The following is a 24,743-nucleotide window of genomic DNA, read 5'->3' as shown; positions in this document are numbered from 1 at the left end:
CATATGGATGCGGATGAGTTCGCGGAGAGATACCCCTCACCCAAATGAGTTTGTATCTGTCAGCGGTGATGTCCTCTCCCGCAAGGGGAGAGGGCGCAGCCATGCGCACCGTGCGCTGTCCCACCGGCAGCGGAAGAGGCAGCTATACAATCCCTCGATACCTGATCGCGCCAGACGGTCAGAGCTTTGGCGCCTGAACATCGCTAGAGTGCCTCTCGAAATCCACGGAGACCAGCGGTGCACAGCCTTCAATCCAATCCCGACACGCGCGCAGACGATTGGCCGTCCGAGCTCTACCGCATCCTGAAAGCCGCCGACGTGCGGCAGATGTCCTACGTTCCCGATGCCGGTCACAGCCAGCTCATCCGCCTGTTCTCCGCCGACCGCGACGTCACCACCAACGTGCTGACGACGGAAGAGGAGGGCGTCGCCATCGCCGCAGGCGCCTGGCTCGGCGGCCAGCGTAGCGTGCTCTTGATGCAGTCGAGCGGGGTCGGCAATTGCATCAACATGCTGTCGCTGTCGGCGATCGGACGATTTCCACTGCTGATGCTGGTGACGATGCGCGGCGAATGGGCCGAGTTCAATCCCTGGCAGGTGCCGATGAGCCGTGCGACGCAGCCCTCGCTGGAAGCGATTGGTTTGAAGGTGATGCGCGCGGAGACGGCGGAGGATCTGGTCGAGACCGTGGAATCGGCCGCAGCGCTCGCCTACGATTCCGATCAGCAGATCGCGGTGCTGATCGGGCAACGCCTGATCGGCAAGAAGAAGTGGTGATGCCAATGCAAGCTCAGCTCGACCGCCGCGCCTCCGTCGCCGCGCTCCTGAAGAATCGCAAGGACACGCTGGTCGTGTCCGGCCTCGGCTCGCCGACCTATGATCTTCATTCGGTCGGCGACCATGACGGCAATTTCTATCTCTGGGGCGCCATGGGCGGCGCCGCGCTGATCGGGCTTGGCCTCGCGCAAGCCCAGCCGGGAAAGCGCGTCCTCGCTTTGACCGGGGATGGCGAGCAATTGATGGGCCTCGGCGGCATCGCCACCATCGGCGTCGCGCGCCCGCGCAATCTCGACATCGTCGTGATCGACAACCAGCATTTTGGCGAGACCGGTATGCAGGCCAGCCACACCGGGCGCGGCGTCGATCTCACTGCGATCGCTGTGGCCTGCGGCTTTGCCGCGACCGGGACCGTGCGGACGCTCGAGGAGGTGGAACGTCTGGCGACGCAGCTCGACGAGCCGGCCGATGGCCCGCGCCTTGTTGTCATCAAGGTTCTGGCCGAAAATCCGCCGCGCTCGCTACCCTCGCGCGATGCCGTCTTTATCAAGAATCGGTTCCGTGCTCATCTTAGCTTCGCGTAGGTCTGAGCCGGGTTTCTCGCCCGGCGAAAGTCTGCTGTCGAAGCAGCTACTCTGGAGTGAGACCATGAAACTATCCGGCAAGGTCGCCGCCATCACCGGCGCGGCGCGCGGTATCGGCAAGGCTTGCGCAAAGCGATTCCTGGACGACGGCGTCAAGGTCGTCATCTCGGATGTCGATGCCGAGGGCTTGGCCGCGACGGCCGCCGAACTCGCGCGACCGGATGCCTTGCGCACTGTCGTCGGCAATGTCGCAAAGCGTGCCGATGTCGACCAGCTGGTCGCAACTGCCGCAAAAGAGTTCGGCCGGCTCGACATCATGGTCAACAATGCCGGCGTCGCTCGCAACCGGGACCTCCTGGAGATCTCCGAAGAAGAATTCGATGAGATCATCGGCATCAACCTGAAGGGCGCGTTCTTCGGCGTGCAGGCGGCGGCGAAGCAGATGATCGCGCAAGGCGGCGCCGGGGTCATCATCAACATGTCCTCGGTCAATGCACTGCTGGCAATCCCGGCGCTTGCGACCTACGCCATGTCCAAGGGCGGCATGAAGCAGCTCACCTCGGTCGCTGCCGTCGCACTCGCTCCGCACAATATTCGTGTCGTCGCGGTCGGGCCGGGCACGATTCTGACCGACATGGTGGCATCGTCCATCTACACCTCGGAAGATGCCCGCAAGACCGTGATGTCACGCACGCCGGCCGGCCGTGGCGGCGAGCCGAGCGAAGTTGCCTCCGTCGTCGCGTTTCTTGCGAGTGACGACGCGTCCTACATCACGGGGCAGACGATCTATCCAGATGGTGGGCGGTTGATTCTGAATTACACGGTGCCGGTGAAGTAGATCACTCCGCCGCAGCCGTCATCCCGTGACCCAGTCGTTTCGAAATGCCGCCCGCGCAATCGCGTAGCGCATGGGCGATCGGGCTGTCCCAGCGCGCGTCAAAAGTGCCTTCCGGCCCCATCGCGGTGATTACCAGCGCGACATGGCCGGAATGGTCGAACACCGGCGCAGAGAATGCGTTGACGCCGGGCAGGGGGTCGCCGAGCGCGCGGGCGAGGCCGTGCTTGCGGACCTCTGTGAGCATCTCAGTGACCTTCGCGCCTTTCACAGCGCGCTTCGGATTATAGCCGACGCCGTAACGATCGAGGCCGCTTTCGAGTGCGGCGTTGATCGTCTTTTCCGGCAGGAAGGCCGCAAAGGCCCGGCCCGTGGCCGTCTCCAGCAGCGCCATCACCGAACCGGCGCGCATCACGATGTGAACGGGCTGGCCGGGTTCTTCGAGCTGCACCACGGTGGGGCCGTGCGTGCCCCAGACCGCGAGCGAGACCGCATGCCCGATCTGGCTTGCGAGCGCCGCGATCTTCGGTCCTGCGATGCGTACGCCGGACAGTCGGCGCAGGCTGATCAGGCCGAGCTCCAGCGCCAGTGCGCCGATCTCGTAACGGCCGGTGGTCTCGTCCTGCTCGATCAGGCCGATGCGGGAGAAGCTGGCGAGATAGGGATGCGCCTTGGCCGGCGTCATGCCGGCCTCGCGTGCAAGATCGCGCAGCATCATCGGCTCGCCGCTGCGGGCGAGGGCGCGGAGCAATTCGCCGCCGACCTCGATCGACTGGATGCCGCGGCTTTCTCTCTTCATGCGCTTCCTGGCGTGGCTTACGCCGCGTTGCGCTTGGCGGCGCTGTCGGCGAGGTGACGGCCGGCAATGTAGCCGAAGGTCAGCGCCGGCCCAAGCGTGATGCCGGCGCCCGGATAATTGCCGCCCATGATGCTCGCCATGTCGTTGCCGGCGGCATAGAGCCCGGGAATCACCCGTCCCTCCGCATCGAGCGCCCGCGCGTTCTCGTCGGTGACGATGCCGGCATAGGTGCCGAGATCGCCGACCACCATCTTGATGGCGTAGAACGGGCCGTTCTCGATCGGCGCGACGCAGGGGTTCGGGCCGTGCAGCGCATCGCCCTGGTAGCGGTTATAGGCCTTCGAGCCCTTGCCGAAGGCGGCATCGTGCCCGTGTGGTGCGGTCGCATTGAACTGCTTGACGGTCTCGACGAACGCCATGGTGTCGATGCCCGCCTTTGCCGCGAGCGCCTCCAGTGTCTCGCCGCGCATGAGATATCCCGTCTTGAGGTGATGACCCAGCGGCATCGGGAACGGCGGCACGCAGCCGAGGCCGTATTTGCGCAGGGTCTGGTGATCGCAGACCAGGTACGCCGCGATCTCCTCGCCGGGTTTCGCCGCCTTGACCATGGCCTGGACGAAGTCGTGATAGGAATTGCCCTCGTTGGCAAAGCGCTTGCCGTCACGCATCACCGCGATCACGCCGGGTTTGGCGCGGTCGATGAAATGCGGCATCACGCCGTGTGAGCCGTCCTTGCGCTTGGTGACCGAGACCGGGACCCAGGCTGCCGCGTTCGGCAGCCTGTCCTCGACATGTCCGCCGGCGCGTTCTGCGAGCCGCAGCCCATCGCCGGTGTTGCCGGTCGGTCCCGGCGAAAAATGCTCGTTCCCGGTCGGCGCGTGCGGGAACATCTTCTTGCGCCGTTCGACATCATGCGGGAAACCGCCGCAGGCGAGCACGACGCCTTGTCTCGCACGAATGCGGACGTCGCGTCCGTCGCGGGCGACAATGGCGCCCGTGACAGTGCCGTTCTCGACAGTGAGCTCGCGCACCGGCGAGGACAGCCACATCGGTATCTTCAGGTCCTGGGCCGATTTTGCCAGGCGCCCGGCGAGCGCATTGCCGTTGGTCAGCGTCATGCCGCGGCCATAGCGCAGTACGTCCATCAGATGCCGCGACAGGCGCTTTGCGACATAGACCGCCGAGCTTAGGGACTTCGTCGCGCGCATGAAATGGACGATGTCTTTGCCGGATCCGAGCATCATGCCGAATACGGTCAGCTCGGGCAGGGGCATGCCGAGGGTCTTGATCTGGTCGCCGAGTTCGCGGCCGTCGAACGGGCGCGCCACCATCGAACGACCGCCCTGGGTGCCGCCGGGCGCCTCGGCGTGGTAGTCCGGGAACACCAGCGGCATGTCGAAACGGAGCGCCGTCTTGCTGGTGAAGAAATCCACCGCCTCGGGGCCGGCGCTCAGGAATGCATCGACGCGCGCGGCGTCAAAGTTGTTGCCGGCTTCGTGCCGCAGGTAGGTCCGCGCCTGCTCGGGCGTCTCCTCGATGCCGTAGGCCTTTGCCAGCGAGGTGCCGGGAATCCACAACCAGCCGCCGGAGCGCGCGGTGGTGCCGCCGAAGCGTGGCTCCTTCTCGACGATCAGGACGTCGAGACCGCGATAGCGGGCGGTGATCGCGGCCGACATCCCGGAGCAGCCCGATCCGGCCACGAGCACATCGCACTCGTATGTTTCGCCTGCGTCGCGCTCGTTGCCGGTCATGCGGGCCTCACTTCTTGAGCAGCGGACATTTGGACTCGGAGACCGGGCGGAAGGCATCCTCGCCCTTCACCGTCTTGATGATCTCAAGGTAATCCCAGGGTTCTTTGGACTGCTCGGGTGTTTTCACCTTGGCGAGATACATGTCGCGAATGACGCGGCCGTCCTCGCGCAACTTGCCGCCATGAACGAATGTATCCTCGATTGGCAGCTCGCGCATCTTGGCCATCGCCTTGGCGGGGTCATCGGTGCCGGCGGCCTTGATGGCCTTGAGATAATGCAGCACCGAACCGTAGACGCCGGTCTGGATCATGGTCGGCATCACCTTGTTGCGCTCGTAGAATTTCCGCGACCATGCGCGGGTCGCCTCGTCCATATTCCAGTACGACGCCGTGGTCATGTAGGTGCCCTGCGCGGATTTGAGGCCGATCGCATGCACGTCAGTGTCGAACATCAAGAGGCCGACCAGCTTCTGGCCGCCCTGGACCAGGCCGAACTCGCCCGACTGCTTGATCGCATTGTCGGTGTCCTGGCCCGCATTGGCGAAGGCGACGACGTCCGATTTCGAGCTTTGCGCCTGGAGTGCAAAGGAGGAGAAATCGGCCGTGTTGGTGGGGTGCTTCACGCCGCCCAAGACCTTGCCGCCCATCTCGTTGATGAAGCGCGTGGCGTCCTTCTCGAGCTGCTGACCGAAGGCGTAGTCGGCGGTGATGAAATACCAGGATTTTCCGCCTTCCTTGATCACGGCGGAAGCTGTCACCTTAGACAGCGCGTAGGTATCGTAGGTGAAGTGCACGGTGTTGGGGCTGCAAAGCTCGTCGGTCAGCGAACTCGCTCCGGGGCCGGAGAGCAGCGCGATCTTGTTGCGCTCGCGCACCATGTTGTGGACGGCGATCGCGATGCCGGAATTGGGGATGTCGACGACGGCATCGACCTTGCCGTTGTCGAACCAGCCGCGCACGATCTGCACGCCGACGTCGGTCTTCATCTGGTGATCGGCGCTGATGATCTCGATCGGCTTGCCGAGCACGGTGGGCCCGAATTCCTCCACCGCCATTTTCGCGGCCTCCACGGAGCCCGGCCCGCTGTTGTCGCGGCCCCAGCTCGATAGATCCGTCAGCACGCCGATCCGCACCGCGTCGTCGGAGATTTGCGCGTTCGCAACGGTGGTCATGGCAGCCGAAGTCATGGCCGCGAGCATGGCGCAGGCCAAAAACCCTCTCATCGTCGTTCCCTCTCGTTTATGGACCGCTTGGCGCGGCTGGTTATTGTGGCACTAAGTTAGATAATAGCGAATAAGTTTGTCAATGACGAATAATGCCTCCGCGTCGTCCCGGCGAAGGCCGGGACCCATACCGCGTGATCTCTCGATGCCGCGCGGCCGCAGTACCGGAGCACGGGTTTTCGCCAAACTCCTCGCTGCGAAAATCTCGCATCGTGATCTGGGGAGAACTAACAACTCCCACAAGTTGCAACCACCATCCCGATTAGCCATGATGCCACGCGGAAATTGTGGGGCGCGGCAATGACGGCAGCATCGGGGGTCTCCACTGCGGCGGAAAAAACGACGACGGCGCATGTGGTGTGGGCAGCCGCGCTCGGCACCGCGATCGAGTGGTACGACTTCCTGATCTACGGCACGGCGGCGGCACTGGTGCTGAACAAGCTGTTCTTCCCGAGCTTCGATCCCTTCGTCGGTACCCTGGCGGCGTTCTCGACCTATGCGGTCGGCTTCGTCGCGCGGCCGATCGGCGGCGCGATCATCGGGCATTACGGCGACCGGCTCGGCCGCAAGAAGATGCTGGTGGCGACCATGATGGCGATGGGACTGGGCACGTTCCTGATCGGTTGCCTGCCGACCTACAGCCAGATCGGCGTCTGGGCGCCGATCTTTCTCGTCATCTTGCGCTTCGTCCAGGGCATCGGGCTCGGCGGCGAGTGGAGCGGCGCGGTAGTGATGGTGGCCGAGCACGCCGGCAACCGCCGCGGCTTCTACGGCAGCTTGGTGCAGATCGGCTTTCCTGTCGGCGTCGGCGCGTCCACCGGCATTTTCGGTCTGATGACGCAGCTGCCCGAAGCGGACTTCCTGAGCTGGGGCTGGCGCGTGCCGTTTCTGATCAGCATCCTGCTCGTCGGCGTCGGCTTCATCGTGCGGCTGAAACTTGCGGAGACGCCGCACTTCAAGGAGGTGCTCGAGCGCAAGGAGGTTCTGGCGCAGCCGGTATGGGAAGTCCTGCGCCGCGACTGGCGCAGCTTCCTGCTCGCGATCGGCATCACGGTGTCCGAAGTCGGGCTCGCTTATCTCCTCACTGTTTTCACCGTGGTCTACGCCACGACGCAGCTCGGCCTGCCGCGGCAGGTGATCCTGAATGCGGTGGTCTATGCCGCGCTCGTCGAGCTCGCGACGCTGCCCCTCGCAGGCTGGCTGTCCGACATCTTCGGCCGCAAAGCACTGTATCTCGCCGGTGGCGTGTTTTCGGTGGCGCTGGCGTTTCCGTTGTTCTGGTTCCTCGACACCAGGGAGCCGGCGCTGATCACGCTCGCGCTCGTCGTCACGATGACACTGACGCATGCGCTGCTGTTCGGGCCGAAGGCGGCCTTCATGCCGGAGCTGTTCCGTACCCAGGTGCGCTACAGCGGTGCATCGCTGGGAGCCAACGTTGCCGCCGCGCTGAGCGGCGGCTTCTCGCCGCTGATTGCGACGGCACTGCTGGCATGGGCCGGTTCTTATTGGGCTGTCTCGGTCTACATCGTCGCGCTGTCGGTCATTACCATCATCGCAACGCTGATAGCGCCGGAGACGGCGCGGGACCAGCTCAGGTCCTGAGGACCGCCGTCATCACGTCTGCCGCGCGAACGGGCCCGCACGTTCGAAGCTATCTTTTTGTATGCACGTCCTGACGCCTTCTTATGCGCGCTGCCAAAAGCCGATGCAGCGGGGTGAACCATTAGCCGCGTTTATGCGGCGAATTTTTACTTCCAATTTTACTTCACAACATCCCGCCCATAGCCTCCCTCGCAATTGATCACATCCGCAGCCGGTCAATGGCGACCGGTGCGCAGCGTTCATTGTAGCCAACGAGGGTTGCCATGCTTGACAGGGACAAGGGGACATCCACTGCCAATCCGGCGGGGACGAGCGACAAGTCTGCGAAAAAGCTGAGCCGGCGCACGCTGTTGAAGGGCGCTGCGGCGGTGGCCGGCGCGGCCGCAGGATCGGACGCGATCCGCGGATTCCCGACCATCTGGGCGCAGGAGATCAAGGACATCGAGCTGCGCCATGTCGGCGTGTCATATTCGGTGGTGAAGGCGATCGGCGACCAGGCCGCCAAGGATCTCGGGTTCAAGGTGACGATGCAGAACCTCGACACCTCCGCTGCCATCAACCGCTTCATAAGCCAGCCTAACACGGTCGATATCGCCGATCTCGAGGGCTGGCAGGCCAAGCTCGCTGCCAAGCGCGGCGTGATCCAGGGCATCGAGGTCAAGAAGGTCAAAGAGTTCGACAACATTCTGCCGATCTTCACCAAGGGCGAGATCGACGGCCACAAGATTCCGCGCCAGGGCATCTCGCCCTACGAGGCCATGTATATCGCCAAGCCCGATTCGACCGATCTGAACGACGGTGTGACCGAATGGGCGACCTTCCTGCCGCAGGTCTACAACGCCGACTCCATCGGTTATCGGCCCGACCTCGTCGGCCACGAAGTCACGGAATGGAAGGATCTGATCGATCCGAAATTCAAGGGCAAGGCCGCGATTCTCGACGTGCCTGCGATCGGCATCATGGACGCCGCGCTCTGCTTCGAAAGTGCCGGGCTGATCAAGTACAACAACAAGGGCAACATGACCAAGGAGGAGATCGACTTCACCTGCAACAAGCTGATCGAGCTCAAGAAGCAGGGCCAATTCCGCGCGACCTGGACCACCTTCGACCAGTCGGTGCAGCTGATGGCGGCGGGCGAAGTGGTGATCCAGTCGATGTGGTCGCCGGCGGTTGCCGCGGTGCGCGTGAAAGAAATCCCCTGCGTCTACGCGCCGGTCAACATCAAGAACGGCAAGGAAGGTTATCGCGGTTGGTGCAACGGCATGGGGCTGATGAAGCATCTCTCCGGCAAGAAGCTGGATGCGGCCTACGAATATCTCAACTGGTATCTGTCGGGCTGGCAGGGCGGCTTCGTCGCGCGCTACGGCTATTACAGCCCGGTGCCTTCGACTGCGAAGAAATTCCTCACGCCGGCCGAATGGGCGTTCTGGTACGAGGGCCAGCCCGCGCCGGAGGTGGTCAACGATCCCTATGGCGTGCCGATGGAGAAGACCGGCACCAAGCGTGACGGCGGCTCGTTCCTCGACCGCGTCAAGAACATCTCGTGCTGGAACACGCTGATGGACGAAGCCGCCTACATGAACAAGCGCTGGAACGACTTCAAGGTGGCCTGAAACCTGCTTTCCCTGACGTGAACGAAGCGCCGGCGCGGCGATGCGCCGGTGCCAAATGACCGACTTCGAGGCGTTTGCCGACATGCAGCCAAGTCTTAGTCCAGCTCAAGCCCCACCACGCGCAAATCTCGCCGGCTGGCTCTATGTCTCGCCGCTCGTGCTGGTGCTCGTGCCGTTCTTCGTGGCGCCGATCCTGGTCGTGCTGGCCGCGAGCTTCTTCGCCACCGACGGCTTCGGCGGGCTGACGCCGGGCTTCACGCTCGCAAGCTATGTCGAGGTGTTGCATTCGACGCTGACGCTGAAGCTTTATCTCGCGACCATCAAGTTCACCGTGCTGAGCTGGATCTTCACGCTGATCATCGGCTTCTTCGTCGCCTACTTCCTGGTTTTCCACGTCCGCAACCAACTGCTGGCGATTGGCCTGTTCCTGCTCTGCACGGTACCGTTCTGGACCTCGAACATCATCCGGATGATTTCCTGGATTCCGCTGCTCGGCAAGGAAGGCTTGATCAACCAGGCGCTGCTGGGCCTTGGCGTGATCCGCCAGCCGCTGGAAGTGCTGCTGTTCTCGGACCTGGCGGTGGTCATCGCCTATGTCCACCAGCTCACCATTTTCATGATCGTGCCGATCTTCAATTCCATGGCGCGGATCGACAAGAAGCTGATCGAGGCCGCGATCGATGCAGGCGCCAGCCGGTTCGACATCATGCGCCTGATCGTGGTGCCGATGTCCAAGAGCGGCATCGCGCTCGGCACCATCTTCGTCGTGTCGATCGTGATGGGTGATTTCTTCGTGGTCAAAGTGATGTCCGGCGGCGGCTCGGCTTCGGTGGTCAGCGCGTTCTACGAGGACGTCGGCGTGCTGCAGTATCCGACGGCGGCGGCAAGCGCGGTGTTGCTGACGCTGGTGCTGGTCGCCATCGTCTCGCTGATCCTGCGCACCGTCGACATCAGGCAGGAGATCACGCGATGAGCGCGGTTCTCGCCGACATGTCCAAGACTGATGTGTCAAAGGCGATCGCGCCGGTGACAAAGGCGATTGCGCCGAGCAAGGGCGGTCGGCCGTGGACGTTCTATGTTCTGGCGACACTGTTCGCGTTCTATGTGATCGCGCTGTACGGCCCGATGTTCTGCATCTACGTCCTCTCGTTCCAGGACATCCGCGGCGGCCTCGTATTCCCGATGAAGGGCACCTCGCTGCACTGGTTCGTCGATCTCTTCACTCAGGTACGAACCGGCGACGTCAAGGGCTCGTTCGATCGTTCGATCAAGCTCGCCGTCATTATCACTGCCATCACGGTGGTGGTCTCGTTCCTGGCCGGGCTCGGTTTTCGCAAGCGCTTTCGCGGCGACACCGTCGTGTTCTACATGATGATCGGCAGCCTGGTCGCACCGGGTCTCGTGCTCGGCCTCGGTACCGGTCTGTTGTTCCAGGCCCTCGGACTTAATGCGAGCTGGTACACCTCGGTGCTCGGCGCCCAACTGTCCTGGACGCTGCCGTTCGGCGTGCTCGTGATGTTCGCGGTGATGTCGCGCTTCAACCACGTCTGGGAGGAGGCGGCCTACGACCTCGGTGCCAGCCGCTGGCAATCGATCCGGCTGGTGATGATCCCGGTGCTGGCGCCCGGCCTGGTCGCGGTCGCGCTGTTCGGCTTCACGCTCTCCTACGACGAGTTTGCCCGCAGCCTCCAGACCGCGGGCTCGCTCAATACGCTGCCGCTGGAGATCTGGAGCATGACACTGAACGTCACCTCGCCCTCGCTCTATGCGCTCGGCACGGTGACGACGATCGTCTCCTTCATCGTGATCGGCGCGAGCCTGGGCAGCATCGTGCTGATCCAGAAGAAGCGCGGCAGCAGCACAAAGGGTTGAGCCGGGAAATGAAGAGCGATCGCGGCGATATCGAACTGGCGGGCGTCTGCAAGAGCTTTGACGGCGTCAGCAACGTGGTCGACGGCGTCAACCTCAAGATCGCCGATGGCGCCTATTGCTGCTTCATCGGTCCGTCCGGCTGCGGCAAGACCACGATTCTGCGTATGATCGCCGGCCACGAGGACCCGACCGCCGGCGAGATCGTGATCGGCGGCCAGAACGTCGTCGGGCTCGCGCCGGTGCAGCGACGCACCGCGATGATGTTTCAGTCCTACGCGCTGTTCCCGCATCTGACCGTGCGCGAGAATATCGCCTTCGCATTGCGCGTCCGCGGCCAGTCCAAGGCCGATCGCCTCCGCGCAGCCGATGCCATGATCGAGAAGGTGCGGCTGACGCAGTTCGCCGATCGCCTGCCGGCGCAGCTCTCCGGCGGCCAGCAGCAGCGCGTGGCGCTGGCGCGCGCGGCGATCACCGAGCCGAGGGTGCTTTTGCTCGATGAGCCGCTGTCCGCCCTCGACGAGCAGCTCCGCGTGCAGATGCGCCAGGAGCTCAGGCGGATGCAGCAGGAGCTCGGTATCACCTTCATTCACGTCACCCATACCCAGCTCGAGGCGATCGCGCTCGCCGATCTCGTGGTGGTGATGGAGCAGGGCAGGATCAAGCAGGCGGGCGCGGCGCGCGACGTCTATGCCCATCCGCACGATCGTTACGTCGCCGAGTTCATGGGCGGGCAAAACGTGTTGTCGGGGCGGGTCGAGAAGGTCAACGGTTCGACCTTTACGCTTGCGCAGGCCGCGCCTGATGGCATCGAGGTCCCGCTTCAGGCGCGGCCCACGGTCAGCGTCGGTGACAAGATCGATATCGCCGTGCGCCGCGACGATGTCGCGCTGGTCCGGCCGGGCAGGGAGCTGCCGCCGGGCTGCTCCACCTCGCTGCCGAGTCGCGTGCTCGCGATCGAATACCAGGGCTATTTCGTCAAGGTCATGCTCGACACCGTGCCGGACGACGCGTTCGTGGCCTACGTGCCGGAAAAGACTTTCTTCGCGGATCCCTTCACCGTCGGCGATGTCGTGTTGGCCACATGGGCCACCGGCAGCGCGCTTCCACTCGCCTAAAGACCCGTCGCGCACAGGAGTATGATCGTGCAAATATCCTTCACACTCAACGGACGGCCAACCACTGTCGATGTCGAGCCGGCGACGCTCGTCGCCGAGCTGCTGCGCGAGCGGCTCAACCTCACCGGCACCCATATCGGTTGCGACACCAGCCAGTGCGGCGCCTGCGTGGTGCATCTCGACGGCCTGCCGGTGAAGAGCTGTACGCTGCTTGCGCCCGCGCTCGACGGTGCAACGCTGCTCACCATCGAGGGGCTTCATGGTGCCCCCGGTTCGAACCAAATGCATCCGATGCAGGAGGCATTTCGCGAGCATCACGGCCTGCAATGCGGCTTTTGCACGCCCGGCATGCTGATGACGGCGGTGGCGCTCGCGACCGAAAAGCCGGACCTGACGGAAGCCGACGTACGCCACGGCCTTGAAGGCAACATCTGCCGGTGCACCGGCTATCAGAACATCGTCGTCTCGGTCATGGCTGGCGCTGCCGCCATGAACGCCGCCAGGGGAGAGTGACCATGGGCAACGTGATCGGGATCGGCGCTTCACCCAAACGGAAAGAGGACCAGCGCTTCCTCACCGGACGCGGCAATTACGTCTCCGACATCAAGCGTCCGGGCATGACGGCGGGTGTGTTCGTGCGCTCGCCGCACGCACACGCGATCCTGCGCGGCATCGACAGGAGTGCGGCGCTCGCATCGCCCGGCGTCATCGCGGTGCTGACCGGCGAGGATGCCACGGCGGACAAGTTGGGCTCGCTGCCCTGCGGCTGGGGTATCACGGATGCCAAGGGCGTGCCGATGAAGGAGCCGCCGTTCCCGATGCTGGCGCAGGGCAAGGTGCGCTTCGTCGGCGACATGGTGGCCTTCGTCGTCGCGGAGACGCCGGCGCAGGCCAGCGCTGCAGCCGAGCTGCTGACGGTCGAGTACGAGGTGCTGCCCTCGGTGGTCGGCGTGCTTGAAGCCGTGCGGCACGGCGCGCCGCAACTGTTCGACGACGTTCCGAACAACATCTGTTGCGATTGGGAGCTCGGCGACAAGGCGGCGGTCGAGACCGCGTTCCGGAAAGCGGCGCATGTCGCAAGGCTCAGTCTCGTCAACAACCGGCTGATCGGCAACCCGATGGAGCCGCGGGCGGCGATCGCCGAATATGAGCCCGGCACGGATCGCTTCACGCTGTGGACCACCAGCCAGTTCCCGCATGTCGTGCGCTTCCTGATGGGCGCGCTGGTGCTGAACATTCCGCAGCACAAGCTGCGCGTGGTGGCGCCGGATGTCGGTGGCGGCTTTGGCGTCAAGCAGTTCCACTACGGCGAGGAGGCCGTGATCACCTGGGCCGCCAAGCGCGTGATGCGGCCGATCAAATGGGTTGCGAGCCGCTCCGAAGGCTACGTCTCCGACCGCCACGGCCGCGATCACGTCACCGAGGCCGAACTCGCACTGGACGAGACCGGAAAGTTTCTGGCCTTCCGTGTCAACACGCTCGCCAATATGGGCGGCTATCTCTCGACCTTCGGGCCGAACATTCCGACCAATCTCTACGGACCGCTGCTCGGCGGCGTCTACACCACGCCGGCAATCTATTGCAACGTGAAGGTGGTGTTCACCAACACCGTCCCGGTCGACGCCTATCGCGGCGCCGGCCGTCCCGAGGCGACCTTCGTGCTGGAGCGCATCGTCGATGTCGCGGCCAGCGAGATGGGTATCGATCGGGTCGAGATCCGCCGACGCAATATGATCCCGAAGGAGGCCTATCCCTACCAGACGCCGGTGCTGGTGGAGTACGATTCCGGCGATCCGATGGGGTGTCTCGACGGCGCTCTTGTCGCGGCCGACGTCAAGAACTTCGGTATCCGCAAGGCGGAGTCGGCGCGCAGGGGCAAGTTCCGCGGGCTCGGCTACTCGACCTATGTCGAGGCCTGCGGCCTCGCGCCGTCGCGCTTCGCGGGACGATTGGGCGCGCGGGGCGGGCTCTATGAGAGCGCCACGGTGCGGGTGCATCCGACCGGCCAGGTCACGGTCATGATCGGCACCCACAATCACGGCCAGGGCCACGAGACGACGTTCGCCCAGATCGTCTCGGAAAAGCTCGGCGTCGCGTTTGACAATGTCGACATCGTGTTCGGCGATACCGATCGCGTGCAGTTCGGCATGGGCACCTATGGCTCGCGTTCGCTGGTGGTCGGCGGCGCGGCGCTGTCGAAGGCGACGGACAAGGTGGTCGCGAAAGGCAAGAAGATCGCGGCGCATCTGCTTGAAGCGGCCGAAGTGGATATCCAGTTCGAGGCTGGAAAATTCTTGGTCGCAGGCACCGACCGCATGAGGACGTTCGAGGAGATCGCGGGCGCCGCCTACGTGCCGCACGACTATCCGCTCGAAGTGCTGGAGCCGGGGCTCGAAGAGCAGGCTTATTATGATCCCGTCAACTTCACCTATCCCGGCGGCTGCCACATTGCCGAGGTCGAGATCGACCCGGAGACCGGCACGGTGACGCTGGTCAATTACACCGCGGTGGACGACGTCGGCACTGTCATCAACCCGATGATCGTGGAGGGCCAGTTGCACGGCGGCATCGTGCAGGGCGTCGGTCAGGCGCTGTACGAGAACGCGGTCTATGACGAGGGCTCGGGCCAGCTGCTATCGGGCTCGCTGATGGACTATTGCATGCCGCGCGCCGACCACATGCCGATGATGAACATCGCGACCCATTCGACGCTGTGTACGCACACGCCGATGGGCGTGAAGGGCTGCGGCGAGGTCGGCACCATCGGTTCGCCGGCCGCCGTCATCAACGCGGTGGTCGATGCGCTGTCGCATCTCGGCGTCACCCATGTCGACATGCCGGCAACGCCGAACCGGATCTGGCGCCTGCTGCAGAACGCGTCGCTGCCGGTCGCTGCGGAATAGGGAGGATGACAATGAAGCCGTTTGCCTATCACCAGCCGGACCGGATTCCCGAAGCTGCCAAACTGCTGACCTCGATCGAAGACAGCAAGCTCCTCGCCGGCGGCATGACGCTGATCCCGACGCTGAAGCAGCGGCTCGCCAGTCCGCCAGCCCTAGTCGACCTGTCGAGGCTCGGAGATCTGAAGGGCATCACCAACGACGGCGGCACCATCACCATCGGTGCAATGACGCCACATGCCATGGTAGCAGCCTCGAAGCTGGTGCAGACGAAGATCCCGGGTCTCGCCGCGCTGGCCTCGATGATCGGCGATCCCGCCGTACGCATTCGCGGCACTATCGGTGGCTCCGTCGCGAACAACGATCCGTCGGCCGATTATCCGGCAGGTGTGCTCGGATTGGGCGCGACCGTCGTCACCAGCACGCGCGAGATCGCGGCCGACGGGTTCTTCCGTGGTCTGTTCGAGACCGCGCTTGAACCTGGCGAGATCATCACGGCGATCCGCTTTCCTGTGCCGCTCAGGGCGGGCTACGCCAAGTTCAAGGCGCCGGCGTCGCGCTATGCGCTGGTCGGCGTGTTCGTCGCGAAATTCGCCGATGGTGTTCGCGTGGCCGTGACCGGCGCGGGCTCCGGCGTATTCCGCGTTCCCCCGATGGAAGAAGCACTGTCGCGAAATTTCGATCCGTCCGCGATCGCGGCGATCAGGATCGACACCGACGGTCTCACCTCCGATATCCACGCCGAAGCCGACTACCGTGCACATCTCGTCACGGTCATGGCCAAGCGCGCCGTCGACGCGGCGCTCAGCTAGCTCTTTTAGGGTTGATGATGACTGATGGTTCCGGCCGAACGGCCTTCCCGCCGGTGCCGACTGGCCTTGGCTCGCTTTCCGCAACCGAGATCCTGGCCGGCTACCGGCGCAAGGCGTTCACTCCGCGCGATGTCGTCGACGACACCATTGCCGCACTGGAGGCGACGAACGAGGCCTGCAACGCGGTGGTGACGCCGATGTACGGGCAGGCGAGGGCGGAGGCCGACCGTCTCACCAGGGAGATGCGCGCCGGCGAGACCAAGGGAGCGCTCGCCGGTGTCCCCGTCACGATCAAGGACCTGGTCTTTGTCGCGGGCGTGCCGGCCTATGGCGGCTCACCGATGAACAAGGCGTTCGTGCCCGATGTCGACGCGGCGGTTGTCTCAGCGCTGAAGGAAGCGGGTGCGATCGTCACCTGCAAGACCACGACCTGCGAGTCCGGTTACAAGTTGACGGCGGACAGCCCGGTCACCGGCACCACGCGCAATCCCTGGAACCCGGGTCGCACCAGTGGCGGATCGAGCGGCGGCGCGGCGGCGGGCGTTGCCGCCGGCTGCGGTCCGATCGCGATCGGAACCGATGGGGTCGGCTCGATCCGCGTGCCCTCGTCCTTCTGCGGTGTGTTTGGCCTGAAGCCGACCTTTGGCCTGGTGCCCCGTTCGCCCGGCTTCTCGCCACCGTCCTGGGGCTCGCTCGCGCATACCGGGCCGATTACGCGCACGGTCGCGGATGCCGCGTTGACGCTGGAGATCATCGCTGCTTACGATCTGCGCGATCCCGCAAGCCTGCCGGTGGCGGCGCGTCGGTTCGATACGAAGGCCGCGCCGTTGAACGGCATTCGCATCGGCGCCAGCGTCGATCTCGGCTACGCCGCGGTCAGCCCCGATGTGCGCGCGGCGTTCGGCAAGGGGCTGGCCATTCTCGATGCCTGCGGCGCGCAGGTCACCATGGATGGTCCGGGCCTCGATCCCGGGATCCTGGAGCACACGCTGAAGCCGATCGCCTTTACCGAACAGGCGGGCGCGGTCTCGAGCAAGACCACGGCCGATCTCGCCAGCTCCGAAGCAGATTATCTTGACGTCATCAGTGCCGGCAGGCGCTACAGCGGCACGGACTATATCGAAGCAGGGTATCGCCGCGCCCAGGCTCGCAGCAGCTTCCTGAAGCTGTTCGAGCGAGTCGATGCGCTGGTGACGCCGACCGTCGCGGTGACCGCGTTCGAGGCCGGCCGCCTCGGCGTCGACACGATCGACGGCGGCAAGGTCGATCCGCATCTCGGCTGGTCGCCCTTCACCTGGCCGATCAATCTCGCCGGCCTTCCGGCCGCGACGCTGCCCTGCGGCTTCGATCGCGATGGGCTGCCGATCGGGTTGCAGATCGTCGCTCCCTGGCTCGACGAGCCCATGATCTTCCGCATCGCCGCTGCGTTCGAAGCGGCCCAGCCATGGGCGGCGTTCTGGCCACAGCTGACGTTGCGCGAACCGGACCGTGCCCGCGTGAAGGCGTGAGCCGAACCCGGCCTGGAACCGGCCGGCCGCGTCCTGCCGGTTGGCCTCTGCGCCCCAAAAAATTTTTCGAGGGGCCCTCTTGAAGTCGACTTGCGTTCTTCTAAGTCATTTTCGCCGCGAGAGCGGTGTGCCGGGTGCCCGCGAGGGGCCCGGAGCGGGCGCCGGGCCGGTGTCTTTGGACCCGTCTAAAACCCTGTCCTGCGCTCCTTCGTATCCATCTTGCTCTTTGGAGGACTTGGTTATGAGGACCACGTTTGACTTCGCGCCCCTGTGGCGCTCCACCGTCGGCTTCGATCATCTGGCCGGTCTCGTCGACAGCGCGCTGCGCCAGGCGAGCGAAGACAACTATCCCCCCTATAACATCGAACGCTCCGGCGAAGATCACTACCGGATCAGCCTCGCTGTGGCGGGCTTTGGCGTCAACGATATCACGGTGACGGCCGAACAGAATGCGCTGACCGTCGAGGGCAAGAGGCCCGAAGGTGCGACGGGCGAATATCTGTACCAGGGTATCGCCGCACGGCCGTTCCGGCGCGTGTTCAACCTGGCCGATTATGTCCAGGTGAAGCAGGCGTCCTTCCAGGACGGCCTCTTGATCATCGACCTCGTCCGTGAGGTTCCGGAAGCGATGAAGCCGCGCCGGATCCAGATCGCGGGCGCGGCCTCTCCTGCAACTCAGATCGAGCAGAAGAAAGCAGCCTAAGCGCTCGATCGAGGGGAATGGTGGAACGCGGCGCTCAGATATGCGCGCCGCGCTCCCACATGCATGAGAGAACGGCCATTCGATCATCAGCACATCCATCCCTTCGAAAGGAGCGTCAGGGGAGGCCCAACCGATGACAAACGTGAATACGAATTCCGTAAATCTCAACCCGCTGTTTCATCCCGCGGTTCACTACGGTTCGCCCGCGGATGTCCTGAATGCAAAGGAGCTCTCCACGCCGGAGAAGCGGATCATTCTGTCGTCATGGGCGTCCGACATGTACGCCGTCGAATCCTGTCCCGCTTTGCGTGAAATTCCCGGCATGAACCGTACGATTCGGCTCGCCGATATTCTCGCGGCCCTGCGCCGGCTCGACGGCGACAATGACGACGACCCGCCGCGCGGCGGCGGCGTCCCGATGCGCCTGCGGCGGCCTTGGGCCGCCGCAGAACGGCGAGGCGCGTGATGCTCACGCAGGCCGTTCTTGCTCTGGTGCTGGTCGGCCAGGTCTCCGCGGCCTGGGCCATTCCATTTTTAGCCTTGCAAGGCTGGCTCGACGTGCCGCCAGACAAACGTGAAGCGGCTCTCTGATTTCAATCTCAGACGATGCGACAGGTCATGAAGACGATTGCTATGCGTTCGTTCTCGCTTGCGTTGCTGGTGCTGATACTGACGGCGTCACATCCCGCAGCAGGCCAGATCCCCGATCTGAAGCCGGGCGGCTCGGTGCTGACTTTGGCGCCTCTGGTTCGGCAGGTGACGCCGGCGGTGGTCAACATCTCGGTGCACGGCCGGGTACGCGAGGACAATCCGCTCTATCGTGACCCGCTGTTCCGCGAATTCTTCGACGTTCCGAGGCAGATCGAGAAGGAAGTCAGCGCGACCGGCTCCGGCGTGATCGTCGATGCCCGGAGCGGCTACGTGCTGACCAACAACCACGTGGTCGAAGGCACCTCCGTCGTCCAGATCACGACCAAGGACGGCCGGCAGTTTTCCGCAAAGGTCGTCGGCCGCGACTCGCCGACGGACGTCGCCGTGCTCCAGATCCAGAATCCGACCGGGCTGAAGGCGCTTCCCCTCGGTGACAGCGATGCATTGGCAGTCGGGGACTTCGTGCTCGCGATCGGCAATCCCTTCGGCCTCGGCCAGACGGTGACGTCGGGCCTCGTCAGCGCCCTAGGCCGAACCGGCCTCGGCAAGCAGGGTTATGAAGACTTCATTCAGACCGACGCCGCTATCAATCCCGGCAATTCCGGCGGCGCGCTGGTCAGCCTGCAGGGCGAACTGGTCGGCATAAATTCGGCCATCATCTCGCCCGCTGGCGGCAATGTCGGTATTGGCTTTGCCATTCCCGTCAACATGGCGCGCAAGGTGATGGAGCAGATCATCGCCACCGGCAGGGTCGAGCGCGGTCGCATCGGCATTTCGCTGAAGGACCTCCACCCGTCCGTCAACAAGGGACGCACCGAAGGCGCGCTCATCGCCGAAGTTGCCGCGGATTCGCCGGCCGAGAAGGCTGGCCTGCACAAGGGCGACATTGTCACCACGGCGGAGGGCCGCCCGATCCGCACCGCCGCGCAGCTGCGCAATACCATTGGTCTTGCGCGGGTCGGCGACGAGGTGAAGCTCGCTCTGCTGCGCAACGGCACACCGCTCACGGTCCTCGTCCGAGTGGCTCCAGCAACCGAGCCGCGCAATGCCAATGCAGGAAGCAACCGCCTCGTTCGCTAGGCCAATCAAAGAGGATATCACCGCAGCAAGCCGGTCGCTCTTTGTCTGCGATCGTGGACCCGGGACGCAGTTTGGGACGATCGCTGCGCGAACGTCCGGATGGCTTTATCCCAGCTCGATCGGCTCGCCGCGGCCGCTGAGCTCCTCGTCGAGGCGCAGATAGTGCGCGAGATAGTCGTGCAAGGCGGTCGCCGCCTTCGAGGTCGCGCCGCTCGACTTGTAAAGCAGCAGCTCGATCTTCGGCAGCGGCGGCAGGCCCTCGTTCGGGCCGATCTCGCGCATCGCCGGCACCAGGGCGCTGCGGCCGAGTACGGTCACGGCCATGCCGGCGAAGGCCGCCGCCTGGAGGCCGCCGACGCTTTCGCTAACGCAGGCGATGCGCCAGCGCAAATTCGCACGTTCCAGCGTGTCGATTGCGTAGTCGCGATAGATGTTGCCGGGCGGCAGCAACGCCAGCGGGATAGGCCGTTCCTGGTGCGCGGAGGACTGCTCGCCGGTCATCCAGACCAGTTGCTCGCGCCGTACCACCTGGCCGCCCGTAAAATCGTTCATGCGGGTGACGAGCGCGATGTCGACATCGCCGCGCTTGACGAGGCCCACCAGCGGCGTCGAGAGCGCGCAATTGAGCTCGACCTGGACGCGCGGGAATGATTTTCGGAACACGCTGAGGATCTGCGGCAGCATGAAGGCGGCATAGAGGTCGGGCGTGCCGAGCACGACCTGACCCTCGATCTCCTGTGACGCCAGCTGCGAAATCAATTCGTCATGCAACCTCAGGATGGATTTGGCGTAGGTGAGAACCGTGGTGCCGTCCTCGCTCAGCGTGAGCCGGCGCCCGACATGCTCGAACAATTGCTTGCCGGTGAGCTCCTCCAGCCGCTGCAATTGCAGAGTGATCGCCGGCTGAGTGCGGCCCAGCCGCCGCGCGGTCTCGGTGATGCTGCCGGTCTCGACCACGGAGATCAGCGACCGGAGCATGCGGATATCGAGGCTGATGAGGTTCATGCGGCGTCCATGTCGCCCAGAATTTATGCAAGTTCCATGCTAGGGCGAAAGGGAGCGGGTTTCGGAAGGCTCGGCTGCAGCCGGCCTGTTCTCAATTAGACGACCTGCCGGTCCAGCATTGCTGGCATACTGAATATTGATTATCAGGCGGCTCGGCGCGCATGATGCGCCCAACGAACATAAAAAGGGAGCACAAGCCATGAAAGAGACATCAGCAACGCGACGGGAGCTGCTCGCAATTGCCGCGGCGGCAAGTGCTGCCTCAATCGCGGAAGTTGCGCCGGCCGCGGCGCAGGCAGGGCCGAAGCCGATCTTTCCGGTGCCGATGGTCACCATCCCGATCGTCGGCGAAACCCAGGTGTTCCAGGTCCGCCGCATCTACTGCATCGGGCGCAACTATGCGGCGCACGCGATCGAGCGCGGCTCGGACCCGAACCGCGAGCCGCCGTTCTTCTTCCAGAAGCCGACCGACGCGATCCAGAACGTCGCTGTGGGCGAGGTCGCCGATCATCCTTATCCGTCGCTGACCAAGAACTATCACCACGAGGTCGAGCTGGTCGCCGCGTTGAAATCCGGCGGCAGCAACATCCCGGCCGAGAAGGCGCTCGACCATGTCTATGGTTATGCGCTCGGCCTCGACATGACCCGGCGCGATCTCCAGAACGGCATGGCCGCGGAGAAGAAGCCGTGGGAGATCGGCAAGAGCTTTGACCACGCCGCGGTGATCGGTCCGATCCACCCGGCCAGCAAGACCGGGCATTTCGACAAGGGCGCCATCTCGCTGGCGATCAACGGGACGGTGAAGCAGAGCTCGGATCTCAGCAAGATGATCTGGAGCGTGGCCGAGCAAATCGCAAAACTGTCGGAAGCGTTCGAGCTGAAGGCCGGCGACATCATCTATTCCGGCACGCCGGAGAATGTCGGCCCGGTCGTGAAGGGCGACGTGCTGTTGTGCAAGCTCGACGGCTTGCCGGATATGTCGATCAAGATCGTCTAACGCTCCCCTCTCCCCGCCTGCGGAAAGTGAGGGGCCGGACGTTTTCGCTTCGTCATGCCCGGGCTTGTCCCGGGCATCCACGTTTTGGGTGCCGGTTGCGTGGAAGCCCGTGGATGGCCGGGACAAGCCCGGCCACGACGACGCTGAGAGTGGCTTCGATCCCATCTGTCGCAGCGCGGCGTCCTGATCTAACTCTGGCCGAGGATCTTCTTTGCGGCGCGAAGATGCGGCTTGTCGATCATCTGGCCGTCGAGGCGCAGCGTGCCGGAGTTCGGATTGCTCGCGAACGCCGCGATCACCTTCTCGGCCCAATTGCGCTCGGCCTCGGTCGGCTCGAACGCCGCGTTGACCACGTCGACGTGCTTGGGATGGATCAGCGCTTTCGCCGAAAAACCGTCACGCCGCGCCGCGCGCGTTTCCTGTTCGAGTCCGGTGAGATTGTCGATGTCGGTAAAGACGGTGTCGATCGGCGCGACCTCGGCCGCGGCGGCCGCCATCAGGCAGAGATCGCGGGCCAGACGATAAGGGCTGTGGAACACGCCGCCCGCCGCTTTCTCAGTCGCGCCGAGCGAGGCCGAGAGATCTTCCGCGCCCCACATCAGGCCCGCGAGGCGAGGAGAGCAGCCCTTGTAGCTGCCGAGCCCGAAGATCGAAGCTGCGGTTTCGGTCGCGACGCAGACGATGCGTGTTGAGCCAATGGCGATACCAGCCGCAGCTTCCAAAGCTTCCAGCCAGGTCGCGACCTGTCGCACGTCGTCGCCGCCCTGCGATTTCGGCAGCACGATGCCGTCGGGCTGGCCCGGAATCACCGCGGCAAGGTCGGCGAGCGTCATGCCGGTGTCGAGCGCGTTGACGCGGACATAGAGCTGGTGGGGCTTGTTGCGGCCCTTCAGCATCGTCAGTGTCAACCCGCGCGCCTCCGGCTTCTTGTCGGTGACGACGGAATCTTCGAGATCGATGATCAGCGCGTCGGCGTTGCCTTCGCTGGCCTTCTCGAATTTGCGCGGGGAGTCGCCCGGCACGAACAGCATCGAACGCATCAGACCGGCCTCTTGTGCATCATCGCCATGCGGCGGCATTTGCCGACGATCTCGTCGTTCTGGTTGAGAGCGTGGTGCTCGAACTCGACGATGCCCGCCTTGGGGCGCGATTTGGATTCCCGCAACGAAAGCACCTTTGTCGTCGCCCGCAGCGTATCGCCATGGAAGACCGGTTTCGGAAAAGTGACGTCCGTCATGCCGAGATTGGCAACGGTGGTCCCCATGGTCGTATCATAGACCGTCATGCCGATCATGATGCCGAGGGTGTAAAGGCTGTTGAAAATGCGCTGGCCGAACTCGGTCTGGGCCGAAAAATGTGCGTCGATGTGCAGCGGCTGCGGATTGAGCGTCAGCAGGCTGAACAGGGTGTTGTCCATCTCCGTGACGGTCCGCGTCAGGGGATGCCTGAACTCCTGGCCCACCGAAAACTCCTCGAAATAAAGTCCGGCCATCGCGGTTTCCTCCCTGCGAAATAACGGCGCGCTCGCATCCTCGCGCCGCATGACCCTATGCATGCTACACACAGTTGATAGGGAAATTCACGTATCTGTACCCTGCTTTTCAAGTTAAAGAACGCAAGCGAAGGCACGTTCGGGCGCACCAATCCGCCACGGCCTTCGCGTGGGGAACGCGACGAGGGGGAGATTGCGCGTTCGCTTCTCCCAAGAAGGAGATCAAGAATATGGATTTCGCGCTCACCGCTCAGCAGGAAGCCATTCGCGACGCCGTCGCAAAGGTTTGCGAAGACTTTCCCGACGCCTATTGGCTGAAGAAGGACCACGACGGCGGCTTCCCGCACGACTTTCACAAGGCCATGGCGGACGCCGGCTGGCTCGGCATCTGCGTGCCGGAGGAATATGGCGGCTCCGGCCTCGGCATCACCGAAGCCGCGATCATGATGCGCGCCATCGCGGAATCCGGCGCCGGCATGTCCGGCGCCTCCGCGGTGCACATCAACGTGTTCGGTCTCAATCCCGTGGTCGTGTTCGGCACCGAGGAACAGCGCAAGCGCATGCTGCCGCCGATGGTCGAGGGCCGCGAGAAGGCGTGCTTTGCCGTGACCGAGCCCAACACCGGCCTCAACACCACACAGCTCAAGACCCGAGCGGTGGCCAAGAACGACCGCTATATCGTCAACGGCCAGAAGGTGTGGATCTCCACCGCGCAGGTCGCGCACAAGATCCTGCTGCTGGCGCGCACCACGCCGCTGGAGGACGTGCGCTCGCCGACGCATGGGCTGAGCCTGTTCTATACGGACTTCGACCGCAACAGGATCAAGGTCCACGAGATCGAGAAGATGGGCCGCAAGGTCGTCGATTCCAACGAGCTGTTCTTCGAGGACTTTGAAATCCCGATGGAGGATCGCATCGGCGAAGAGGGCAAAGGCTTCCAGTACATTCTCGAAGGCATGAACCCCGAGCGCATTCTCATCGCCGCGGAAGCCGTCGGCCTCGGCAAGCTCGCGCTGTCGCGCGCGACCGAATACGCCAAGACCCGCGTGGTGTTCAACCGGCCGATCGGCAAGAACCAGGGCATTCAGCATCCGCTGGCTGTAAACTGGGTCGAGCTCGAGGCGGCCTGGTTGATGGTGATGTCGGCGGCCTGGCAATACGACAAGGGCATGCCTTGCGGTGGCGCCGCCAATGCCGCGAAATACATTGCGGGTGAGGCCGGATATCACGCCTGCGAGCAGGCGGTGATGACCCATGGCGGTTTTGGCTATGCCAAGGAGTTTCACGTCGAGCGTTACTTGCGTGAAGTTCTGATTCCGCGCATCGCGCCGGTCAGCCCGCAGCTTGCGCTGAGCTTCATCGCGGAAAAGGTGCTTGGACTGGCCAAGTCATACTAAACTCGAACACGTACCATTGCCGGGCGCC

The 24,743-nt window shown here is 64.1% G+C and carries 24 protein-coding genes; 18 read left to right on the top strand and 6 right to left on the bottom strand.

The window, feature by feature from the left end; all coding sequences use genetic code 11:
* Positions 1–237: 237 nt before the first annotated feature.
* The 3 genes from IVB19_RS30170 (at position 238) to IVB19_RS30160 (ending at position 2,199) form a co-directional block, all read left to right on the top strand.
* Positions 238–777 (top strand): thiamine pyrophosphate-binding protein, encoded by a 540-nt coding sequence (locus IVB19_RS30170; RefSeq protein WP_247475598.1) that lies wholly within the window; start codon positions 238–240, stop codon positions 775–777.
* Entirely contained in the window at positions 777–1,361 is a 585-nt protein-coding gene (locus tag IVB19_RS30165; RefSeq protein WP_247475597.1) for a thiamine pyrophosphate-dependent enzyme, read from the top strand. Before IVB19_RS30170 ends, IVB19_RS30165 begins: the two co-directional genes overlap by 1 nt.
* 64 nt (positions 1,362–1,425) lie before the next feature.
* Positions 1,426–2,199 (top strand): SDR family NAD(P)-dependent oxidoreductase, encoded by a 774-nt coding sequence (locus IVB19_RS30160; RefSeq protein ID WP_247475596.1) that lies wholly within the window; start codon positions 1,426–1,428, stop codon positions 2,197–2,199.
* A gap of 1 nt (position 2,200) precedes the next feature.
* Here the strand turns inward: IVB19_RS30160 and IVB19_RS30155 are convergent, their stop codons facing one another.
* From IVB19_RS30155 to IVB19_RS30145, 3 genes are read right to left on the bottom strand one after another with little or no spacing between them, the layout of a single operon-like run.
* Positions 2,201–2,995: an IclR family transcriptional regulator gene (locus IVB19_RS30155; RefSeq protein WP_085351928.1), complete on the bottom strand. Its 795-nt coding sequence runs from the start codon at positions 2,993–2,995 to the stop codon at positions 2,201–2,203.
* Between the two features lie 17 nt (positions 2,996–3,012).
* Entirely contained in the window at positions 3,013–4,746 is a 1,734-nt protein-coding gene (locus IVB19_RS30150; protein ID WP_247475595.1) for an FAD-dependent oxidoreductase, read from the bottom strand.
* 7 nt (positions 4,747–4,753) lie between these two features.
* Positions 4,754–5,968, bottom strand: a complete 1,215-nt coding sequence (locus IVB19_RS30145; RefSeq protein WP_247475594.1) for an ABC transporter substrate-binding protein — start codon at positions 5,966–5,968, stop codon at positions 4,754–4,756.
* A 300-nt stretch (positions 5,969–6,268) separates the two neighbouring features.
* On the opposite strand from IVB19_RS30145, the gene IVB19_RS30140 reads away from it, so the two are divergent.
* The 13 genes from IVB19_RS30140 to IVB19_RS30085 all read left to right on the top strand — a co-directional run bounded on the left by IVB19_RS30140 (position 6,269) and on the right by IVB19_RS30085 (position 19,824).
* A complete protein-coding gene (locus tag IVB19_RS30140; RefSeq protein ID WP_247475593.1) occupies positions 6,269–7,570 on the top strand; it encodes an MFS transporter in 1,302 nt (433 codons plus the stop codon).
* Between the two features lie 263 nt (positions 7,571–7,833).
* A complete protein-coding gene (locus IVB19_RS30135) occupies positions 7,834–9,183 on the top strand; it encodes an ABC transporter substrate-binding protein (RefSeq protein WP_247820480.1) in 1,350 nt (449 codons plus the stop codon).
* A 55-nt stretch (positions 9,184–9,238) separates the two neighbouring features.
* A complete protein-coding gene (locus IVB19_RS30130) occupies positions 9,239–10,156 on the top strand; it encodes an ABC transporter permease (protein WP_247475591.1) in 918 nt (305 codons plus the stop codon).
* Positions 10,153–11,055, top strand: coding sequence for an ABC transporter permease (locus IVB19_RS30125; protein WP_247820479.1), 903 nt, complete (start codon positions 10,153–10,155; stop codon positions 11,053–11,055). The genes IVB19_RS30130 and IVB19_RS30125 overlap by 4 nt, the downstream gene beginning before the upstream one ends.
* Positions 11,056–11,063: 8 nt before the next feature.
* Complete coding sequence (locus tag IVB19_RS30120; protein WP_247475589.1) at positions 11,064–12,170, top strand: ABC transporter ATP-binding protein; 1,107 nt, start codon at positions 11,064–11,066, stop codon at positions 12,168–12,170.
* A gap of 21 nt (positions 12,171–12,191) precedes the next feature.
* The gene (locus IVB19_RS30115; RefSeq protein WP_247453303.1) at positions 12,192–12,683 is read left to right on the top strand and encodes a (2Fe-2S)-binding protein; all 492 of its coding nucleotides are present in this window, start codon (positions 12,192–12,194) and stop codon (positions 12,681–12,683) included.
* A gap of 2 nt (positions 12,684–12,685) precedes the next feature.
* The gene (locus tag IVB19_RS30110) at positions 12,686–15,073 is read left to right on the top strand and encodes a xanthine dehydrogenase family protein molybdopterin-binding subunit (protein WP_247820478.1); all 2,388 of its coding nucleotides are present in this window, start codon (positions 12,686–12,688) and stop codon (positions 15,071–15,073) included.
* Positions 15,074–15,084: 11 nt separating this feature from the next.
* Positions 15,085–15,882, top strand: coding sequence for an FAD binding domain-containing protein (locus tag IVB19_RS30105; RefSeq protein WP_247820477.1), 798 nt, complete (start codon positions 15,085–15,087; stop codon positions 15,880–15,882).
* Positions 15,883–15,899: 17 nt separating this feature from the next.
* Positions 15,900–17,390, top strand: coding sequence for an amidase (locus tag IVB19_RS30100; protein ID WP_247475587.1), 1,491 nt, complete (start codon positions 15,900–15,902; stop codon positions 17,388–17,390).
* Between the two features lie 241 nt (positions 17,391–17,631).
* Positions 17,632–18,093, top strand: coding sequence for an Hsp20 family protein (locus tag IVB19_RS30095; protein WP_247820476.1), 462 nt, complete (start codon positions 17,632–17,634; stop codon positions 18,091–18,093).
* 133 nt (positions 18,094–18,226) lie between these two features.
* Complete coding sequence (locus tag IVB19_RS30090; protein ID WP_247475586.1) at positions 18,227–18,559, top strand: hypothetical protein; 333 nt, start codon at positions 18,227–18,229, stop codon at positions 18,557–18,559.
* Positions 18,559–18,684: a hypothetical protein gene (locus IVB19_RS40280; RefSeq protein WP_018454033.1), complete on the top strand. Its 126-nt coding sequence runs from the start codon at positions 18,559–18,561 to the stop codon at positions 18,682–18,684. The genes IVB19_RS30090 and IVB19_RS40280 overlap by 1 nt, the downstream gene beginning before the upstream one ends.
* Before the next feature lie 27 nt (positions 18,685–18,711).
* A complete protein-coding gene (locus IVB19_RS30085; RefSeq protein ID WP_247475585.1) occupies positions 18,712–19,824 on the top strand; it encodes a trypsin-like peptidase domain-containing protein in 1,113 nt (370 codons plus the stop codon).
* Between the two features lie 105 nt (positions 19,825–19,929).
* On the opposite strand, the gene IVB19_RS30080 is transcribed toward IVB19_RS30085, so the two are convergent.
* Positions 19,930–20,829: a LysR substrate-binding domain-containing protein gene (locus IVB19_RS30080; protein ID WP_018454035.1), complete on the bottom strand. Its 900-nt coding sequence runs from the start codon at positions 20,827–20,829 to the stop codon at positions 19,930–19,932.
* 199 nt (positions 20,830–21,028) lie between these two features.
* On the opposite strand from IVB19_RS30080, the gene IVB19_RS30075 reads away from it, so the two are divergent.
* Positions 21,029–21,826 (top strand): fumarylacetoacetate hydrolase family protein, encoded by a 798-nt coding sequence (locus IVB19_RS30075; RefSeq protein ID WP_085361511.1) that lies wholly within the window; start codon positions 21,029–21,031, stop codon positions 21,824–21,826.
* 188 nt (positions 21,827–22,014) lie between these two features.
* On the opposite strand, the gene IVB19_RS30070 is transcribed toward IVB19_RS30075, so the two are convergent.
* Both IVB19_RS30070 and IVB19_RS30065 read right to left on the bottom strand, forming a co-directional pair.
* Positions 22,015–22,866, bottom strand: coding sequence for an HpcH/HpaI aldolase/citrate lyase family protein (locus IVB19_RS30070; RefSeq protein WP_026232655.1), 852 nt, complete (start codon positions 22,864–22,866; stop codon positions 22,015–22,017).
* Positions 22,866–23,369 carry a MaoC/PaaZ C-terminal domain-containing protein gene (locus IVB19_RS30065; RefSeq protein WP_018454038.1) on the bottom strand — a complete coding sequence of 168 codons (504 nt, stop codon included), beginning with the start codon at positions 23,367–23,369 and terminating at the stop codon, positions 22,866–22,868. The genes IVB19_RS30070 and IVB19_RS30065 overlap by 1 nt, the downstream gene beginning before the upstream one ends.
* Positions 23,370–23,548: 179 nt before the next feature.
* On the opposite strand from IVB19_RS30065, the gene IVB19_RS30060 reads away from it, so the two are divergent.
* Positions 23,549–24,715 (top strand): acyl-CoA dehydrogenase family protein, encoded by a 1,167-nt coding sequence (locus IVB19_RS30060; RefSeq protein WP_007613843.1) that lies wholly within the window; start codon positions 23,549–23,551, stop codon positions 24,713–24,715.
* Positions 24,716–24,743 lie beyond the last annotated feature (28 nt).

The organism is Bradyrhizobium sp. 187 (genome assembly GCF_023101005.1).
Lineage (GTDB): Bacteria > Pseudomonadota > Alphaproteobacteria > Rhizobiales > Xanthobacteraceae > Bradyrhizobium > Bradyrhizobium canariense_D.
The sequence above is the reverse complement of the archived record's forward strand: the minus strand, read 5'-3'. Positions and strand labels throughout refer to the sequence as shown.

Coding starts and splice junctions, on each gene's coding strand:
- IVB19_RS30165 (WP_247475597.1), top strand. CDS start 777: ATGCCAATGCAAGCTCAGCTCGACCGCCGCGCCTCCGTCGCCGCGCTC.
- IVB19_RS30160 (WP_247475596.1), top strand. CDS start 1,426: ATGAAACTATCCGGCAAGGTCGCCGCCATCACCGGCGCGGCGCGCGGT.
- IVB19_RS30155 (WP_085351928.1), bottom strand. CDS start 2,995: ATGAAGAGAGAAAGCCGCGGCATCCAGTCGATCGAGGTCGGCGGCGAA.
- IVB19_RS30150 (WP_247475595.1), bottom strand. CDS start 4,746: ATGACCGGCAACGAGCGCGACGCAGGCGAAACATACGAGTGCGATGTG.
- IVB19_RS30145 (WP_247475594.1), bottom strand. CDS start 5,968: ATGAGAGGGTTTTTGGCCTGCGCCATGCTCGCGGCCATGACTTCGGCT.
- IVB19_RS30140 (WP_247475593.1), top strand. CDS start 6,269: ATGACGGCAGCATCGGGGGTCTCCACTGCGGCGGAAAAAACGACGACG.
- IVB19_RS30135 (WP_247820480.1), top strand. CDS start 7,834: ATGCTTGACAGGGACAAGGGGACATCCACTGCCAATCCGGCGGGGACG.
- IVB19_RS30130 (WP_247475591.1), top strand. CDS start 9,239: ATGACCGACTTCGAGGCGTTTGCCGACATGCAGCCAAGTCTTAGTCCA.
- IVB19_RS30125 (WP_247820479.1), top strand. CDS start 10,153: ATGAGCGCGGTTCTCGCCGACATGTCCAAGACTGATGTGTCAAAGGCG.
- IVB19_RS30120 (WP_247475589.1), top strand. CDS start 11,064: ATGAAGAGCGATCGCGGCGATATCGAACTGGCGGGCGTCTGCAAGAGC.
- IVB19_RS30115 (WP_247453303.1), top strand. CDS start 12,192: ATGATCGTGCAAATATCCTTCACACTCAACGGACGGCCAACCACTGTC.
- IVB19_RS30110 (WP_247820478.1), top strand. CDS start 12,686: ATGGGCAACGTGATCGGGATCGGCGCTTCACCCAAACGGAAAGAGGAC.
- IVB19_RS30105 (WP_247820477.1), top strand. CDS start 15,085: ATGAAGCCGTTTGCCTATCACCAGCCGGACCGGATTCCCGAAGCTGCC.
- IVB19_RS30100 (WP_247475587.1), top strand. CDS start 15,900: ATGACTGATGGTTCCGGCCGAACGGCCTTCCCGCCGGTGCCGACTGGC.
- IVB19_RS30095 (WP_247820476.1), top strand. CDS start 17,632: ATGAGGACCACGTTTGACTTCGCGCCCCTGTGGCGCTCCACCGTCGGC.
- IVB19_RS30090 (WP_247475586.1), top strand. CDS start 18,227: ATGACAAACGTGAATACGAATTCCGTAAATCTCAACCCGCTGTTTCAT.
- IVB19_RS40280 (WP_018454033.1), top strand. CDS start 18,559: ATGCTCACGCAGGCCGTTCTTGCTCTGGTGCTGGTCGGCCAGGTCTCC.
- IVB19_RS30085 (WP_247475585.1), top strand. CDS start 18,712: ATGAAGACGATTGCTATGCGTTCGTTCTCGCTTGCGTTGCTGGTGCTG.
- IVB19_RS30080 (WP_018454035.1), bottom strand. CDS start 20,829: ATGAACCTCATCAGCCTCGATATCCGCATGCTCCGGTCGCTGATCTCC.
- IVB19_RS30075 (WP_085361511.1), top strand. CDS start 21,029: ATGAAAGAGACATCAGCAACGCGACGGGAGCTGCTCGCAATTGCCGCG.
- IVB19_RS30070 (WP_026232655.1), bottom strand. CDS start 22,866: ATGCGTTCGATGCTGTTCGTGCCGGGCGACTCCCCGCGCAAATTCGAG.
- IVB19_RS30065 (WP_018454038.1), bottom strand. CDS start 23,369: ATGCGGCGCGAGGATGCGAGCGCGCCGTTATTTCGCAGGGAGGAAACC.
- IVB19_RS30060 (WP_007613843.1), top strand. CDS start 23,549: ATGGATTTCGCGCTCACCGCTCAGCAGGAAGCCATTCGCGACGCCGTC.